General features: G+C 40.2%; 16 protein-coding genes (1 of these 16 running past the window's edge). All 16 read left to right on the top strand.

Annotated elements, in window-relative coordinates:
* The first annotated feature begins 6 nt into the window (after positions 1 to 6).
* Positions 7 to 804: an alpha/beta fold hydrolase gene (locus RCP16_RS00635; protein ID WP_069325596.1), complete on the top strand. Its 798-nt coding sequence runs from the start codon at positions 7 to 9 to the stop codon at positions 802 to 804.
* A 19-nt stretch (positions 805 to 823) separates the two neighbouring features.
* Entirely contained in the window at positions 824 to 1,477 is a 654-nt protein-coding gene (locus tag RCP16_RS00640; protein WP_069325595.1) for a DUF6483 family protein, read from the top strand.
* A 29-nt stretch (positions 1,478 to 1,506) separates the two neighbouring features.
* Positions 1,507 to 2,688: a class I SAM-dependent methyltransferase gene (locus tag RCP16_RS00645; protein WP_308641431.1), complete on the top strand. Its 1,182-nt coding sequence runs from the start codon at positions 1,507 to 1,509 to the stop codon at positions 2,686 to 2,688.
* Between the two features lie 234 nt (positions 2,689 to 2,922).
* On the top strand, positions 2,923 to 3,534 hold the full coding sequence (gene uptA / locus RCP16_RS00650; RefSeq protein WP_308641432.1) for an undecaprenyl phosphate transporter UptA: 612 nt from the start codon (positions 2,923 to 2,925) through the stop codon (positions 3,532 to 3,534).
* A gap of 4 nt (positions 3,535 to 3,538) precedes the next feature.
* Positions 3,539 to 4,108, top strand: a complete 570-nt coding sequence (locus tag RCP16_RS00655) for a thioredoxin family protein (protein WP_069325592.1) — start codon at positions 3,539 to 3,541, stop codon at positions 4,106 to 4,108.
* A gap of 6 nt (positions 4,109 to 4,114) precedes the next feature.
* On the top strand, positions 4,115 to 4,750 hold the full coding sequence (locus RCP16_RS00660; protein WP_069325591.1) for an MBL fold metallo-hydrolase: 636 nt from the start codon (positions 4,115 to 4,117) through the stop codon (positions 4,748 to 4,750).
* 255 nt (positions 4,751 to 5,005) lie between these two features.
* On the top strand, positions 5,006 to 5,383 hold the full coding sequence (locus RCP16_RS00665; protein WP_069325590.1) for an ATPase: 378 nt from the start codon (positions 5,006 to 5,008) through the stop codon (positions 5,381 to 5,383).
* Positions 5,384 to 5,512: 129 nt separating this feature from the next.
* The gene (gene gatC, locus RCP16_RS00670; protein WP_069325589.1) at positions 5,513 to 5,800 is read left to right on the top strand and encodes an Asp-tRNA(Asn)/Glu-tRNA(Gln) amidotransferase subunit GatC; all 288 of its coding nucleotides are present in this window, start codon (positions 5,513 to 5,515) and stop codon (positions 5,798 to 5,800) included.
* A 54-nt stretch (positions 5,801 to 5,854) separates the two neighbouring features.
* Positions 5,855 to 7,309, top strand: coding sequence for an Asp-tRNA(Asn)/Glu-tRNA(Gln) amidotransferase subunit GatA (gene gatA, locus RCP16_RS00675; protein WP_308641433.1), 1,455 nt, complete (start codon positions 5,855 to 5,857; stop codon positions 7,307 to 7,309).
* A 30-nt stretch (positions 7,310 to 7,339) separates the two neighbouring features.
* On the top strand, positions 7,340 to 8,773 hold the full coding sequence (gene gatB, locus RCP16_RS00680; RefSeq protein ID WP_175425093.1) for an Asp-tRNA(Asn)/Glu-tRNA(Gln) amidotransferase subunit GatB: 1,434 nt from the start codon (positions 7,340 to 7,342) through the stop codon (positions 8,771 to 8,773).
* A gap of 115 nt (positions 8,774 to 8,888) precedes the next feature.
* The gene (locus tag RCP16_RS00685; protein ID WP_069325587.1) at positions 8,889 to 9,383 is read left to right on the top strand and encodes a GNAT family N-acetyltransferase; all 495 of its coding nucleotides are present in this window, start codon (positions 8,889 to 8,891) and stop codon (positions 9,381 to 9,383) included.
* On the top strand, positions 9,383 to 10,090 hold the full coding sequence (locus RCP16_RS00690; RefSeq protein WP_308641434.1) for an MgtC/SapB family protein: 708 nt from the start codon (positions 9,383 to 9,385) through the stop codon (positions 10,088 to 10,090). The genes RCP16_RS00685 and RCP16_RS00690 overlap by 1 nt, the downstream gene beginning before the upstream one ends.
* A 29-nt stretch (positions 10,091 to 10,119) precedes the next feature.
* Positions 10,120 to 10,701, top strand: coding sequence for a hypothetical protein (locus tag RCP16_RS00695; protein ID WP_069325585.1), 582 nt, complete (start codon positions 10,120 to 10,122; stop codon positions 10,699 to 10,701).
* Positions 10,685 to 12,091: a DUF4097 family beta strand repeat-containing protein gene (locus tag RCP16_RS00700; protein WP_308641435.1), complete on the top strand. Its 1,407-nt coding sequence runs from the start codon at positions 10,685 to 10,687 to the stop codon at positions 12,089 to 12,091. The genes RCP16_RS00695 and RCP16_RS00700 overlap by 17 nt, the downstream gene beginning before the upstream one ends.
* A 143-nt stretch (positions 12,092 to 12,234) precedes the next feature.
* Complete coding sequence (gene perR / locus RCP16_RS00705; protein ID WP_069325583.1) at positions 12,235 to 12,669, top strand: peroxide-responsive transcriptional repressor PerR; 435 nt, start codon at positions 12,235 to 12,237, stop codon at positions 12,667 to 12,669.
* Between the two features lie 110 nt (positions 12,670 to 12,779).
* On the top strand, positions 12,780 to 14,349 hold the 5' portion of the coding sequence (locus tag RCP16_RS00710; RefSeq protein ID WP_308641436.1) for a glycosyl hydrolase family 18 protein. Its footprint extends 143 nt past the window's final position; only the first 1,570 of its 1,713 coding nucleotides appear in the window; its start codon is at positions 12,780 to 12,782; its stop codon lies off the right edge, out of view.

Here is a 14,349-nt window from a genome sequence, read left to right on the forward strand (position 1 = left end):
GGATATATGAGTCAGCCAACCGAACAGCAACCGATTAAATTACACTTTTCAGATAATGGTCAAGGTGAACCGATTGTATTATTACACGGTTTTCTAGGAAGTTCCGCATATTGGGATGAAGTGATTCCTCTTTTATCCAGACATTATCGGTGTATCGTGCCTGATCTGCGTGGACATGGTCATAGTCCTGTATCGACAGATCCTTATACAATAGAAGATATGGCAGCTGATGTGGTTACCTTATTAGATGAGCTTGATCTGAAGCAGGTTACTCTACTAGGGCACTCAATGGGTGGTTATGTAACGTTAGCACTTGTAGATCAATATCCTTCTTATATCAAGTCTTGGGGACTTGTACATTCGACTGCTTATGAAGATACAGAAGAAGCTAAGCAAAAGCGTTTAAATACGATTACACAGATTCGTACCAGAGGTATGATCGACTTTGTAGATGGATTTGCAGAAGGATTGTTTGCGCCACATTTGGTCTATAAATTGCCAGACTCGATTTTGAAAGTAAAAGAGATCGGTTATATCACTTCGCCTGAAGGTGGATGTGGAGCAGCGGCTGCGATGCGTGAGCGTCCTGAACGTTTGTCTATTATCCAAAATGCTAATGTTCCTGTATTATTAGTAGCCGGGGAATACGATCCGATTGCTCCACCAGATCGAATGTTTGTTGCAGACTCTACACGTATAACCACAGCAGTTATTCCAGATATTGCACATATGAGTATGATGGAAGCACCTGAACAGTTAGTCAATATTATTCATGATTTTATGCAAAATCAATTGAAAGATTAATATTAAAGGCGGGATAGGAATGTTCAGAAATGATTACCTTATGGGTATGATCGAAGATATGGCATCAGTCATTTCTAAAGTGTTCGGATTGAAGCAACAGAAGAAATTGACAGAAGCCCTCTGGGAACTGGATGATATGGTTCGCCAGAAGTTCCAATTGAATAATGGATTGATTAATCGGTTACCCGCAGAAGAAGTGATCGAATTATTCCGTATCGGTTCAGTCGTTGAAGTCGATCGCCTGCAAGCATTGGCCCGACTGATGCGTGAAGAAGCAGATATTTACGAATTAAGTGAGAAAGAGCAAGAAGCGGTTGTACGCCGGATCAAGTCATTGCATTTATTTTTGTATTGCGCTGTAAATGATGCCGATCGGACGATGTTTGATTATCCCGAGCAGATTGATCAATTGACAGATGAATTAGCAGATTATGGGCTACCCCCTGCAATAGAACATCTCTTTATCCAGTATGAAGAGCAAGAAGGGTATTATGATAATGCTTTAGATGCACTCAAGCGCCTAACAGAGCTTGATCCTGCATTAGCAGAGACAGAAGGTCACGCGCTGTATCAACGCCTATTAGGGTTAAACGATGAGCAGCTAGAAGAAGGTGGCGTATCTCGAGCAGAACTTACAACAGCCTCTGCCGAGCTAGAAGCCAAGTCAAATTAAGTTGAAAGACAGAAAGCGAGCTGTACATCATGGATTCATTGCAACGATTAATTACTCAATGTATCGAAGCTGGCGAGCTAATCACAGCAACACTTAGCCAACTTCGCAAAAAAGATAACGATTCTTTTACCAAAGTCATTATCAAACCGGTTGAATTGAAAAAGCAACTTCATTATCAATTTGCCTATCATTACAGCAACAAGGTAACTCACGATAATGTGCTACCTACAGAAGCGATACAAGTATTGTTCACTTTATTACAAGAAACGATGCGTCAAGGATTACTGTGTACCCAAGAAGCTGATTATCAAGTATTGATCAGCAAAAAGTACAAAGTTTCTATTTTAACCAAAACACCGACCAAAACGTCTACCGATCTCAGTCATAATCGCAAAAAGCAATATATCCTTGAAGATGGCGAACCTGTTCCTTTTTTAATTGAACTGGGCATTATGAATGCAGACGGTAAAGTGTTGGCTCGTAAATATGATAAGTTCCGCCAGATCAATCGCTTTTTGGAAATGGTACAAGATGTATTACCATCTTTGCCTGTAAACAAAGAACTTACGATTGTAGATTTCGGTTGTGGTAAATCGTATCTTACATTTGCCTTGTACCATTATCTAAATATTCAACAACATCGTCCGCTCAATATTGTAGGTCTAGACCTCAAAGCCGATGTGATCGAACATTGTAGCCAATTAGCCGAAAAGCTTCATTATGATCAATTGAAGTTTTTAGTAGGCGATATTGCAGATTATAACGAGCTTGAGCAAGTGGATATGGTGGTCACTCTGCATGCTTGTGATACAGCGACAGATGCAGCTTTAGAAAAAGCAGTGCGCTGGAACGCGTCTGTGATTCTATCGGTTCCTTGTTGTCAGCATGAATTGTTTAATCAGATTCAGAATGATACGATGAGCCCATTACTATCACACGGTATTCTTAAAGAACGGTTTTCTGCGTTAGCGACAGATGCTTTGCGTGCCAAACTATTAGATCTGTTGGGCTACAAAACACAATTGCTCGAATTTATAGATATGGAACACACACCCAAAAATATTTTAATTCGCGCAGTGAAAGCAGAAAATGAACAAAATGCTGAAATGTGGCAGGAATATACTGCATTTCGAGATATGATTCAAGCGAAGCCGTATCTTGAAAATGCTTGTAAAGACCTTCTACAGTCCTATCAAAAATCATTAGTATAATGAACATTTTATGGTATAATCCAAGCTGGATTCGCTGTTCCAAAGTGAATTCAGCTTTTTTCATGGTAAGCTAGGTCATATATGCTTACGTACATAGTGGAATGGGTTCTGATGGCTGTGCTAAAATAACAGAACATCATGAATGCTGGCTTACTTGTACCGACATGGGAATACATACAGACAGGGATAAAGAGATAAAAGATACAAAGATAGAGTAAATCATAAGGAGGACTGGTGGAGATTATATCTGATATTATTGCCCAATTGTTACACTGGGTTCAACAGCTTGGCTATTTTGGAATTATGCTTGGATTAATGATTGAAGTGATCCCAAGTGAAATTGTATTGGCTTATGGTGGATACCTTGTATCTACAGGAGCTATCAATTATTTTGGAGCTGTCTTTTTCGGAACAGTAGGTGGCGTGATCGCTCAACTGTTTATCTACTGGATTGGACGTTATGGAGGTAGACCGGTACTTGAGAAGTATGGCAAATATATTTTGATCAAGAAAAACCATATCGATCATGCCGAAGCTTGGTTTGATAAATACGGCTCAGGTGTTATTTTTACCGCACGCTTTATTCCTGTAGTACGACATGCGATTTCGATTCCAGCGGGTATCTCTCGTATGTCACATATGCGTTTTATTCTACTGACAACATTGGCTATCATTCCTTGGTCTGCTCTTTTTGTATATCTAGGAATGGCACTTGGAAGTCAATGGGAGCATATTGATGATATCGCTAGTAAATATACATTACCGCTTATTGTAGCAGCGATTGTGCTGTTAGCAGCTTACTTTTTGGTTAAATGGAAGATGAAGAACAAAAAGAAGGGTGGATAATACGATGAACAAACCGAACTTAGCAGATAAATGGGAACAGGGCATTTCTCCTGAACAATTTATGGAGGGTATGACTAAAAATAAAGAAGAATTCCATCATGGATATGAGTTATTCAATTGGACTGATTTAGATGATCATGAATTTTTTAAATTGTTAGCTCACCGTGATGATCTGCGTTCACTTATCTTAGCAGCAGATTGGTGTGGAGATGTGGTTCGCAATGTGCCGGTTGTTCTACGTGCGTTTGAAGAAGCAGAGATTCCTACCAAAATTTTGATTTTGGAAGAGAATTTTGACACGATGGATGATTATTTAACGATGGGTGGTCGTTCTGTACCTGTCGTAATTATTACAGATACAGGCGGACATGTACTTGCTCATTGGGGACCTCGTCCAGAGCACGTACAAGAATTAATGATCGCTTTCAAACAAGAGAATCCAGATCGTGAAGCAGCAGACTATCAAGAGAAGATGGCTGTTGTACGTCAAGGTATGGCGGAGCGTTATGGAGAAGGTTCGGCTTCGCACGCTATGATTATTCGTGAATTGCGTGAAATTTTATCGGGGGTGTAATGCATTTTGTTCAAAATAGAAAGTTTTTCATTAGGACCCTTACAGACCAATGCTTATTTATTAATCGCTGAAAATAGTTCCAATGCGATTGTGATTGATCCAGGTATGAATCCGGGAGCTTTGGTGCGTCGCATACAATCATTGAATCTAAATGTAGAAGCGATTCTTCTGACTCATGCTCACTTTGATCATATGGGTGGATTAGAAGAAGTGCGTACATTGTGTAATTGCCCTGTGTACCTTCATGATCTAGAAGCCGAGTGGTTAACCAATGCTAAGCTTAACGGTTCAGCGAATTGGTCTCAAGTCACACCACCGATTACAGCAGAACCTGCAGAATATGCGTTAGATGAAGGACAACAGTTGAAATTGATCGGACATACCTTCACGGTGTATCACACACCAGGTCATTCGCCGGGCAGTGTCAGCTTCCTTTGTGGCAAAGATTTATTTGCAGGCGATGTTCTTTTCCGTATGGGCGTAGGTCGTACAGATCTTACCGGGGGTAGTGAACGTCAATTGATCGATTCTATTCGTACCAAATTGTATCGTTTGGCAGATGATGTAACCGTTTATCCAGGACATGGTCCAAAAACAACAATCGGTGCAGAAAAATCAAGCAATCCGTATGTTCCTGCTTAATTTCAGCTTATAAATGTAACATAATGAAAAAATGAGTCATCAAAAACACGTAAATGGGTGCAAGGCGCCTGTGTACGTGTTTTTGTTTTATTTATATTGGGTATCTAACAGTAAATGACATTAATCGACTTTTAATACGATATTAATGGTTATGCAAGTGTAATTAGCCTGATTTTTGGTAATAAAATTGGACATCATTATTTTTTTTTAGTATGATACAGAAATAAAGTAGATAAAGCTAGGGGGAGTTACACGATGCTGCATTTAGGAGAAAAAATCGTAGTTGTCGCTGATACCTTTGAGCAAAGTCTGCCTGTAGGAGATTACGGATATGTTATCGCATATGACCGTAACCCTGATAATGCCTTCGATTATGTCATTCGTATTCCTAAGGTCAATCGTAATTTCTTTGTACCTTCCGGTGATGTTGAGCCTGAAGAACGATTGCTCCAACAAGAAGCTGAACGAGTCGGACGCGAGGCGCTAATCGATTATGCTCTAGCGACACATAATGAGAAATTATTTTATCATATCATGAATGGTGAAGAGCTTCCCTTTGTTGAGGAGCCTTTAACGGATACTGTAGCGCAAGCAGATTTTGTGAAACAAATTAATTTGCGTGCATGGATTTAAAGAGTCGGCTTGCCGGCTCTTTTTTATTATCTACAAATAAGTCCAGATTTATTATAGAACTTCAATTGAATTGTCACCTTATGTACCCTATAATGAAAAAAGTTATTTTTAGCGAGGGAGGAAATCAAATTGAGTATCAATATCAATGATGTAGAGCATGTAGCTAAGCTAGCACGTTTGGATTTGAGTGAGCAGGAGAAAGAAATGTTCACTGCACAGCTAAGTGCTATTTTGAAATATGCAGAAAAATTAAAAGAATTAGATACAGATGACGTGGAACCAACTACCCATGTATTACATTTAAGCAATGTCATGCGGGAAGATGAAGTTCACGAGAGCCTTCCGATTGAGAAAGTGCTACGCAATGCACCGGATGAAGAAGATGGACAATTCAAAGTACCTGCTGTACTGGAATAGATGCTTCAACAAGATAAATAACCATGAACAACAGAATTGAAGGAGGAATAGGCATTGACTTTATTTGATTTGAGTCTGAATGAAATACATAATCGGCTTCATGCCAAAGACTTGGCAGTCACCGACCTTGTAGCTCAAGCATTCAAGACCATCGGTGAACAAGACGACAAAATACAAGCATACCTTACACTCAACGAAGAAGGAGCAACCGAATCTGCCAAAGTACTCGATGAAAAGCTAGTGAGTGGAGAAGCGCGGGGTCTACTTTTTGGTCTTCCTGTAGGGGTGAAAGACAATATTGTAACAGAAGGGCTACGTACAACATGTGGTAGCCAATTTCTGAAAAATTATGACCCTATCTATAATGCAACTGTAGCAGACAAGCTTCGTCAAGCAGATGCTGTGACGATCGGTAAGCTGAATATGGATGAATTTGCAATGGGCGGTTCGAATGAAAATTCTAGCTTTGCACCTGTTCGCAATCCTTGGAATCTAGATTATGTACCTGGTGGTTCAAGTGGGGGTTCAGCGGCAGCAGTAGCGGCAGGTGAAGCCTACTTTACACTGGGATCAGATACAGGCGGTTCTATTCGTCAACCTGCTTCTTATTGTGGAGTCGTTGGATTGAAGCCTACTTACGGTCTGGTATCCCGTTTTGGATTAGTCGCTTTTGCTTCTTCTTTGGATCAAATAGGTCCATTAACCAAAAACGTAGAAGATTCTGCTTATGTCTTACAAGCGATTGCTGGTTATGATGCTAAAGATTCTACATCTGCTAAAGTCGATATTCCTGATTATGTGAGTGCATTATCTGGAGAGATCAAAGGTCTTAAAATTGCTGTTCCTTCTGAATACATCGGTGAAGGTGTCGATGCAGAAGTGAAGCAATCCATTATGGATGCTTTGGCTGTCTTAGAAGGATTAGGAGCAGAGTGGGAAGAAGTTTCTTTGCCACATACAGAATATGCAGTAGCTACGTATTATTTACTTGCTTCTTCTGAAGCTTCTTCTAATCTGGCTCGTTTTGATGGTGTTCGTTATGGTGTACGTGCAGAGAACCCGGGCAACTTGTTAGAATTGTATCATCAATCCCGTAGTGAAGGTTTTGGAGATGAAGTAAAACGCCGTATTATGCTAGGAACTTATGCTTTAAGTTCTGGTTATTATGATGCTTACTACCTCAAAGCACAAAAAGTACGTACATTGATCAAACGTGATTTTGATAATGTATTTGAAAAATATGATGTTATTATTGGACCTACTGCACCTACAACAGCTTTCAAATTAGGTTCGCAATTGGATGATCCTTTAACGATGTATCTTAACGATATTTTGACGATTCCTGTAAGTCTTGCAGGCGTTCCAGCGATTAGCGTTCCTTGTGGATTCGCTTCCGGTCTACCTGTAGGTATGCAAATTATTGGCAAAGCCTTCGACGAACAGACGGTTTTGCGCGTGGCACATGCTTTTGAACAAAATACCAATCATCAACAACGGCCGCAGCTCTAAAACCGTGTGAAGAAGGAGGAAGCTATCAGTATGTCCAATTACGAAACAGTCATCGGACTTGAAGTTCACGTTGAACTACATACCAAGTCCAAAATCTTTTGCGGTTGTTCTACAGCATTCGGTGCACCTGCCAATACGCATACATGCCCTGTTTGTTTAGGTCATCCAGGCGTATTGCCTGTACTGAATCGTCAAGCTGTAGACTACGCCATGAAAGCAGCACTAGCTATCAATTGTAAAATAGGCGATGTGAGCAAATTTGATCGCAAAAACTATTTCTATCCGGATTCCCCTAAAGCTTATCAGATTTCTCAATTCGACCAACCGATCGGTGAACATGGTTGGGTTGATATTGAAGTGAATGGTACAACTAAGCGTATAGGGATTACCCGTTTACATCTAGAAGAAGATGCAGGTAAATTAACACATACATCAGGTGGATACGATTCACTGGTTGATTTTAACCGTGTGGGCACACCACTGATTGAAATTGTATCTGAACCGGATATTTCTTCGCCGGAAGAAGCTCGTGCTTATTTGGAGAAAATTCGTGCGATTATGCAATATTGTGATGTGTCTGATGTGAAAATGGAAGAAGGATCACTTCGTTGTGATGCGAATATCAGTCTTCGTCCAGCAGGGCAAAAAGAATTTGGAACCCGTGCTGAATTGAAAAACATGAACTCTTTCCGTGGTGTACAAAAAGGGTTAGAGTATGAACAATACCGTCAGGCTGAGATTTTGGATGATGGTGACAAAGTGATTCAAGAAACACGCCGCTGGGATGAAGCTCAAGGCAAAACATTATCAATGCGTGGCAAAGAAGAATCGCATGATTATCGTTATTTCCCTGATCCAGATCTAGTGACTTTGCATATTGATCAAGCATGGAAAGATCGTATTCAGGCTTCTATTCCTGAATTACCAGATGCACGTAAAGCGCGTTATACTTCTGAATATGGGTTACCTGAATATGATGCAGGTGTGATTACATCTTCCAAGCCTTTGGCTGATCTATTTGAAGAGAGTCTAACGTATACCAGTGATGCCAAATCCGTCGCGAACTGGATGCAAGGAGAATTACTTGGTTATTTGAATGCCAATAATCTTGAATTAGCAGCCGTTCCTTTAACAGGGCAAGCATTAGGTGAATTGATCGGACTGATCGAAAAAGGCACAATTAGTAATAAAATTGCCAAAACGGTATTCAAAGAAATGCTTCAATCCGGCAAATTACCACAGCAAATCGTGGAAGATCAAGGATTGACTCAGATTAGTGACGAAGGTGCGATCAAAGGTATTGTTGAAGCTGTGATCGCCGCCAATCCACAGTCTGTAGAAGATTATCAAGCAGGCAAAGACAAAGCAATCGGCTTTTTAGTGGGGCAAGTTATGAAGCAAAGTAAAGGCAAAGCGAATCCGGGCATGGTTAACAAACTATTGGCTGAATTATTGCCTCGCTAATCTGGCATAATCCCGGGATGATAAACAGATATAGGGGCATGCCATATGGCATGTCTCTTTTTTTAGCAGATAGTACTTTTGCCAATACTATATGGGGAAGTAAAGGAGTGATCTTGTGATCCAGAAATGCATATTAGAAGATGACCATACGGTTCAGCAAATATGGGCATTACAACATATTGCTTATCGCTTAGAAGCACAGCTCATTGGCTTCAAAGAACTTCCACCATTACTGGACACGGTAGAGACTATTCGTCGGTGCCGTGAAACCTTTTATGCCTATGTGAATGAATATGAAGAAATTCAAGGTGTAATTTCTATTGAAAGAGAAGAGCATGATACATTAACGATTGCTCGTATGATGGTCCATCCTTCTGCTTTTCGTCAAGGGATTGCAAGTCAATTGATTGAACATGTATTTGCAGAGTATCCTGATGTACCTTTATATATCGTATCAACAGGTCAACTCAATCAGCCTGCGGTATCGTTATATAAAAAGTATGGATTTTACCCGATTGAGACGTTTGAAGTAGCGCCAGGTGTCAAATTAACTACTTTTCATCGTCCTAATCCTGCTTTAGCTCACACAGGGGAGGATTCGAGTGACTAATGTCTGATCCCTGGTATATTACCAATATTCATATTTTACTTCGTTTACTAGCTTCAATGCTGATGGGCGGATTGATTGGTTGGGAACGAGAGCGATCTAGCCACGCAGCAGGGCTAAGAACGCACATTTTAGTTTGTGTGGGCTCTACTTTGATTATGATGTTATCAGTCTACGGATTTGCTGAATTTGTCAAAGAACCGAATGTGCGACTGGATCCAGCTCGTTTAGCAACAGCTGTTATTTCTGGTATCGGATTTTTGGGAGCAGGGACAATTTTATTTACAGGTAAAGCGATTACTGGTTTGACAACAGCAGCTTCGCTTTGGGTAGTGGCTGCCATCGGTTTGGCTATCGGAGCTGGTTTTTATTTTGCAGCTTTTGTATGCACATTGATCGTTCTATTGAATTTATGGGTACTTAATATCGTAGAACAACGTTATATTCGTCATAGCAAAGATCATCAGATTACGATCGAAGGGATAGCAGGTACGTTAACATTGGATAAAATATCCCGTTTTATGGATAGCGAACATATTCAGATTAAAAAAGTAACCTATGTCAAAGAACGTGGTGGCATTAGCATGACATCTGAAATGTTGGTTACGGAACTTCGCTTGAATGTCATTATCAAGCATGAATATGATTCTTTAGAGTTGATAGGTAATATTCAGAAGATCGAAGGTGTGACCGCAGTAGCTATTGAGTAAAGGCAAAGAACAAGGAGGCATGATCAACAGTGAAAAAGACCCCTGCCAAACTACCACTCAAACGCAAATTTATCGCTGTTTTTATCGCTGCTATTCTTCCTGGATTCGGTCATATGTATCTAGGATTGGCGCAAAGGGGAATACAATTTATTGCTATTTTACTGCTTGATATTGCTGCCCTTTTTTATTTTACATCCAAAGGCATTCAGATCAACGTTCCTCTTTTGATATTATTAGCACTGATGATTCCAGTTATTTATTTCTATAATGTGTATGATGTTCTGCAATCTACAGATTGGATTAACGATCATATCCGTGCGCTTATTCCTAAATACAAGCGCCGCAAATCATTTGCAGGAGTACGCGGAATTTCATTTGGTTTAGTTTTAATGGCAGAAGGATTACTGATCTTTATGTTTTTAGTACGACCGTATTGGCTGCGTAATGTTGTCAGCTTCTGGGGTGGTTATATTACAGCGGTCATTTGTATTGTGATCGGTGTAGGGTTACTTGCTTTTCAAATTGTACGGATTTATCGATCGATTCATAAATCAACGTCATCTGCTAAATCTCAGGCTGTAGGAGGTGCTAGCAATGACAGGCAGAATTAGAGTAGGACGAATAACAGCTTCATTATTATGGATAGCCTTAGGTATTTTAATTAGTGTGGATCAATGGAGTGGTGGCAGTCAGCTACTTATTTTGCTTCAATGGTGGCCACTTATTCTAGTATGTTGGGGTTTGGAATATATTATATTTTATATCCTTTCCCGTCGTAAACGAATGAGATTCCGTTTAGATATCAAAGGAATACTGACTGCTGTAATTGCAGCGGCAGCTATTTTTTTCGTGACCGAACAAAATCAATATTTATATCTATGGAGTAAAGTTAGTCTCGATTTAACAGCAGCTTCTTCCGAATTTAGTGAAGCTTCGGGTAATCGAATCGAATTAACACCTGTATCGATTCCAGTCGATGAAGATACCGACGAACTGACCATAGAAGGAATCAATGGAGACTTGATCGTTCATCGTGGCGATGTAGATAAGATTGAAGTACGTCCGGTAGTCTGGATCGATGAGATTGAAGCCGATGAAGCACAGAAGATTGCGGATGCTACGACTATCGAAGTGTCAGAAGGGGATGAGATCTCGATTCGTCCACAGACACAGACGTATGGTGAATCCAATAATCGTCAGCCTAGAATCAATATGGAGATCACTTTACCTGAAAAGAGTCGGTTAGATATTAATGCTCAGACAACGAATGGTAAAGTGACTATGACTAATGTAGAAGCATTACGTAATATTGCAGTACGTTCAGGTAACGGTAGCTTAATTATGCGTAATCTAGTCGGTGATATCAAAGCACAGACCGTTAACGGAAATATGGATATTTCATCGATTCTCGGTAATGTCGATGCAGATACCAAACAAGGCACATACAAAGCGAGCGATATCAGTGGAATGGCTAAGCTGTATACACAAGTCGGCGATGTTTCACTAACAGGCGGTCTTGGTGATATTGATGTAAATACAAGGAATGGTAACGTGATGGTAGATGAGGCGAATTTTGCAGTCAAAGCTGAATCGTTAAATGGAAATATTGAGATTCGTTCAGTAAGTATTGGTGGAGATTGGTCTGTGTATAGTGCAGTCGGTGTGATTCATCTCTACTTACCACCAACCGGCGATTACAAAGTGTCAGGTTCCAATAGCTATGGAACAATCAATACTGATTTGCCTTTAAAAGTAGAAAAAAGAACCATCACAGGTGAATTTGGTACAGCCGATCATGCGATACAAGTAGATGGTAATGGCGACTTGAATATTATGCGTAATAGTGATGCTATGGTTAAAGACAATGACGACCAAACGATTGATCCAGCGAACCCAGAAGAGACCGATGCTTCTTCAAATTCAGGATCACCAAGCACCACAGAAAGCAACAATACTACCAATACCGATGAACCAGTGACAGAGTCTCCATCAACGAACTAAAAGAGGTTGCGTTGACAATCCTCTTCATCTACCCGTACAATTAAAGTTGACGAATGTCTGCCTTGTCTGGTCACTTTCTTCTTTTATTAGTTCTTACCGGACATACAGTTTTTTTCGGAAAGTTCAATAAGGCGGTGAATAAGATGACGACAAGTGTGCAACACGCATTGGAACAGCTCAAAGTCAGTGGCGTACGGATTACACCGCAACGTCATGCGATTTTAAGTTATTTACTAGAATCCATGGAACATCCAACAGCAGATGAAATTTATCGTTCGTTAGAACCTCAATTTCCAAGTATGAGTGTAGCTACGGTATATAATAATTTGAAAATGTTTATTGAAGCAGGAATGGTGCATGAATTAACATACGGTGATAATTCAAGCCGATTCGATGCTAATATTACAGATCATTATCATGTGATCTGTCAGCAGTGTGGCAAAATCGAGGATTTTAGTTATCCTTCGTTAGAAGCAGTAGAACAACAAGCAGCTAGGCATACAGGATTTCAGATTTCTGGGCATCGGATGGAGCTCTATGGAACTTGCGCAGATTGCAGAGGCTTGAATCAACAGTAATTTCAAAAGCGCGAGAAACCATATGGTTTTTCACGCTTTTTTTATTAAAGTCATGCATCAAAAGCTATTTAACAACAAGAGCTTGAATAACAAAGCACAAGGAGGATACTTTGAATAGAAAAGAACGAGCACATCTACACAGATCAAACAAACGTCGTTGGTGGGTATTAGGTTTTGTAGCTTTTTTAATAATCGGTTGGATTATATTTGAGATTTTCCCTAACCCTTTACATAAAGACCCGGATTGGAAAGGACTAGCTAAACCTATTTTTATCAAAGGTGAGATACTACCTTATTCGGCTATCGGAACAGGAGATTCTTTACAACTCCCTTTACCGGTTTTACAAGAACAGATCGATCCTAACATTCGATATGAAGAAGCAACACAATCCGTCATTCTAACAACAGATCGTAATCTCGTACAACTACAAAGTGGAAGTAAAGACGCACAACTTAATATGAAATCAGTACAATTGCGATTTGCTCCTCAACAAGAAGGGGAGGTTTTGTATGTACCACTCGCTCCACTCAAAGAAACCTATGGCATTAATGTCTACGAAGATCCTACAACAGGTGCTGTAATTTTGTTAAAAGCAGGCGAGAAAGTCCAATACGCACATACTGTAACCGCAGGAGCAGATCAGACGGTTGCCTTACGTGTAGAAGCAGATATTCATTCTCGTATTTATACAGATGTCCCTCAGAATGCTAGATTGCGCATATGGGAGACAGGAGAAGAATGGTATACAGTACAGTTAGATAATGGATATGTCGGGTATATGCAGAAGGATAGCGTAGCCTTAGACGATCTGGAGACAGTATCCGTTCCGCAGATGCCTGATAATCGAGTAAACAGGGACTGGGCAGGGAAAAAAGTAAATCTAACGTGGGAAGCTGTCTATGAGCGTCAACCAGACACCAACAAGATCGGTGAGTTACCTGGAGTTAATGTAGTCAGTCCTACATGGTTTGAGATCGTTGATAATATAGGCAATGTACGTAGTAAAGCAGACATGCATTATGTAAATTGGGCTCATAATCGCAACAAAGAAGTATGGGGATTGATCAGCAACAACTTTGATGCAGATATGACCACAGGTGCTTTATCAACCTATGAGAATAGAAGTCGAGTCATATCACAAATATTAGAATATGCTGATCTTTATCAACTAGATGGGATCAATATTGATTTTGAAAGTGTGCATACAAGCGATGGACCTAATGTAACTCAATTTGTACGCGAATTACGACCACTCGCTCTTCAGAAAGACCTTGTACTTTCGATGGATGTAACACCAAAGTCCAACAGCGAGCTATGGTCCAAATTTTTAGATCGTGAAGCATTAGCACCTTCTTTAGATTATATGATGCTGATGGCGTATGACGAACATTGGGCAGCCAGCCCCAAATCTGGTTCAGTCGCTTCATTACCATGGGTGGAAAAAGCAGTGAATCGTGTTCTAGAAGAAGATGAAGTCCCAGCAAATAAATTGATTTTAGGAGTTCCTTTATATTCACGCGTATGGACAGAGAAGACGGAAGATGGCAAAATCAAAGTCTCATCCAAAGCATTAGGAATGAATGGGATCGCAGAATTAATCAAAGAAAAGAAATTGTCACCGAAGTTCGATCAGACGACAGGACAGAACTATGTAGAATACCAAGAAGCGGGTACACTCA

Origin of the sequence: Paenibacillus nuruki, from assembly GCF_963311185.1 — a bacterium.
GTDB lineage: Bacteria > Bacillota > Bacilli > Paenibacillales > Paenibacillaceae > Saccharibacillus > Saccharibacillus nuruki.

Excerpts from the sequence above, each read along its gene's own strand:
- RCP16_RS00690 (WP_308641434.1), top strand. The coding sequence starts at position 9,383 with ATGTCTGATCCCTGGTATATTACCAATATTCATATTTTACTTCGTTTA.
- RCP16_RS00635 (WP_069325596.1), top strand. The coding sequence starts at position 7 with ATGAGTCAGCCAACCGAACAGCAACCGATTAAATTACACTTTTCAGAT.
- RCP16_RS00700 (WP_308641435.1), top strand. The coding sequence starts at position 10,685 with ATGACAGGCAGAATTAGAGTAGGACGAATAACAGCTTCATTATTATGG.
- RCP16_RS00645 (WP_308641431.1), top strand. The coding sequence starts at position 1,507 with ATGGATTCATTGCAACGATTAATTACTCAATGTATCGAAGCTGGCGAG.
- RCP16_RS00655 (WP_069325592.1), top strand. The coding sequence starts at position 3,539 with ATGAACAAACCGAACTTAGCAGATAAATGGGAACAGGGCATTTCTCCT.
- RCP16_RS00640 (WP_069325595.1), top strand. The coding sequence starts at position 824 with ATGTTCAGAAATGATTACCTTATGGGTATGATCGAAGATATGGCATCA.
- gatB (WP_175425093.1), top strand. The coding sequence starts at position 7,340 with ATGTCCAATTACGAAACAGTCATCGGACTTGAAGTTCACGTTGAACTA.
- perR (WP_069325583.1), top strand. The coding sequence starts at position 12,235 with ATGACGACAAGTGTGCAACACGCATTGGAACAGCTCAAAGTCAGTGGC.
- RCP16_RS00665 (WP_069325590.1), top strand. The coding sequence starts at position 5,006 with ATGCTGCATTTAGGAGAAAAAATCGTAGTTGTCGCTGATACCTTTGAG.